Origin of the sequence: Streptomyces sp. (assembly GCF_035563135.1) — a bacterium.
In the GTDB taxonomy this organism is placed as follows: domain Bacteria; phylum Actinomycetota; class Actinomycetes; order Streptomycetales; family Streptomycetaceae; genus Streptomyces.
On record NZ_DATMVN010000133.1, the window covers coordinates 1 to 2,359 of the forward strand.

Consider the following 2,359-nt stretch of genomic DNA (forward strand, 5'->3'; position numbering starts at 1 on the left):
CGCGGGCTCTCGGGGTAAAGATCGACTCGCCAAAGACCGATCTCCTCTTCCCCGGGAGCCCGCTGTGTCTCATCGTGCCAGCCTGGATGTGTCCGCACCGGTGTTGAGGGCGGTGACCGGCTGGGTCGCCCGGTACCGCCGTCGGCCGGGGACCCGTCCGGCGCAGCGGGTCGGCACGGTGCACGCCCAAGTCGTGCTGGCGCTGCGCTGGCTGCGCCACCGTCTGGACGTGCGCACCCTGGCCGGCGAGGCCGGGGTCAGCATCGCCACCGCCTACCGCTACCTGCACGAAGCGCTCGACGTGATCGCCGCGCACGCTCCCGCCCGGGGCGCCGTGCTGACCCATGCTCGCGCCGTCGGCCTGCCCTTCCTCTGCCTGGACGGCACGCTGATCCCGACCGACCGGGTCGCCGCCCGCGCCGAGCGCGGCCATCACCTGTGGTACTCCGGCAAACACCACGCCTTCGGCGGCAGCGTGCAGGTCCTGTGCGACCCCGGTGGCTTCCCGCTGTGGGTCTCCGACGTCCGGCCTGGCTCGACCCACGATCTGACCGCCGCCCGCGAGCTGGTCCTGCCGGCGCTGTACCCGCACGCCGCCCGGGGGCTGCCGGTGCTGGCCGACAAGGGCTACACCGGTGCCGGCATCGGGGTGCACGTCCCGATCAAGCGCCAACCCGACGGTCCGCTGCACACCGACAACCGCTGCTACAACTCCCTGATCACCGCACTACGCGCGCCCACCGAGCGGGGCCATGCCCTGCTCGGCCGCTGGCGCGCCCTCGACCGGGTCACCGTCAGCCCGCACCGCATCGGCGCAATTGTCGCCGCCGCATTGGTGCTCACCTCACTCGACCGCGGAACCAGGTGAGAAAACCTCACTGATCGCTTACGACCACTGACCCTTGGAATCGGTCATCTAGAGCAGGAGCCTTCCGCTGCAGCGAACCGGCGTCCAGCTGGTGCCGTTGCTGCTGGTCTCCGTGCAGATCTCCACCTGGACGACCTGGAGGTGGTCCGGCGAGTGGAGGTCCACCGACCAGCTCCTGTGGCTGTTGTTGTTGGGCGCCCGCACCTTCCCGCCGTGGATGACCCCCATGGAGTTCCCGGCGCCGTCGAAGTACTCCATGTGCATGCGGCCGTACTCGAGCGGGGCGTTGTCCAGGTGCAGGTACCCCCTCAACGTCGCTTGGTAGAAGCCGTTCTGGTTGACGCTCCATTCGACGGAACCCGACCCGAGCGGCGCTCCCAGAACCCACGCATCGTTACCGAAGTCGACGACCTGGGCTGTGAGGCGGACGGGGTCAGGGGGGAAGACGGCCGCCTGGGCCTGCCCGGGCGTAATGACCGCGAGCACCACGGCGGCGACGAGGGCAACGGCAGCCCGACGAATGGTCGATCCGGTTCTCATGTCGTTCTCCTCGATGGGTGTCGCCCGACGCGGACGGACCCGACCGATCCCGTCGGTGACACTCGAGTCATCGCATCCGCCTCGGGATCGGGTGGGTACGAGGAGCAGCGTGGCGGTGGACCGGAGGCGTCCTCCAGTTCAGGACCTGGAGCAACCCGGTACACGATCTGTACTACCGGCGGTGCTCTGCGGCCGTCTACCGTGAGGTGTGCCCACCACCTACGGGCAGTTCTGTCCGATCGCCAAGGCGATGGAAGTGCTGGACGAGCGGTGGATGATGCTCGTCCTCCGAGAACTCCTGCTGGGCAGTCGACACTTCAACGAGGTGCGCCGAGGCGTGCCGAGGATGTCGCCGACCCTCTTGTCCAAGCGGCTGCAGACCCTCGTCAGAGCCGGAGTCGTCCAGCGGCACTGCGAGGGCAAGCAGGTGACCTATCACCTCACGCCGGCCGGCCAGGAACTCATGCCGATCCTCGAAGCCATCGGCCGCTGGGGACTGCGCTGGATGCAGGACCTGTACGACGACGACCTGGATCCCTATTACCTGTTGTGGGACATCCGGCGGAACATCGACCTGGAGACGGTGCCGGACACCACCACGGTGCTGGGTTTCCACTTCTCCGACGTCGACTCCCGGGTGCGGCACTGGTGGATGGTCATCCGCCGAGAGGGCGTCGACGTCTGCGACTTCGACCAGGGCCATGACGTGTGGGCGCACGTCCACACCACGCTGCGCACCCTCACCAGGCTCTGGCGGGGCGACTTCGGCTGGAGCGAGACGTTGCGGTCAGGTGAGGTGGTCATCGACGGCCAACCGGCCGCCCGCCGCACCGTGCCACGATGGCTCGGACGGTCCTTCCTCGCCGACACTCCCCGGCCCGGCCCGCCGGCACCTGCAGCAGGCGCCGACGACCCTGCGGACGCCCCCGTTGCCACGGGATCGAGGCTCGA

General features: G+C 69.0%; 3 protein-coding genes. 2 read left to right on the plus strand and 1 reads right to left on the minus strand.

The genetic code is table 11. The features are described from left to right. Positions 1–64: 64 nt before the first annotated feature. Positions 65–868, plus strand: a complete 804-nt coding sequence (locus VN520_RS05655) for a transposase family protein (protein WP_325745732.1) — start codon at positions 65–67, stop codon at positions 866–868. A gap of 48 nt (positions 869–916) precedes the next feature. On the opposite strand, the gene VN520_RS05660 is transcribed toward VN520_RS05655, so the two are convergent. Beyond that, the gene (locus VN520_RS05660) at positions 917–1,408 is read right to left on the minus strand and encodes a hypothetical protein (RefSeq protein ID WP_325745733.1); all 492 of its coding nucleotides are present in this window, start codon (positions 1,406–1,408) and stop codon (positions 917–919) included. 208 nt (positions 1,409–1,616) lie between these two features. Here VN520_RS05660 and VN520_RS05665 point away from each other — a divergent pair. Continuing rightward, on the plus strand, positions 1,617–2,359 hold a 743-nt coding region (locus tag VN520_RS05665), incomplete at its 3' end, for a helix-turn-helix domain-containing protein (RefSeq protein WP_325745734.1).

Bases quoted from the DNA above. Each gene is read 5' to 3' on its own strand.
- VN520_RS05660 (WP_325745733.1), bottom strand. From the start codon at position 1,408: ATGAGAACCGGATCGACCATTCGTCGGGCTGCCGTTGCCCTCGTCGCC.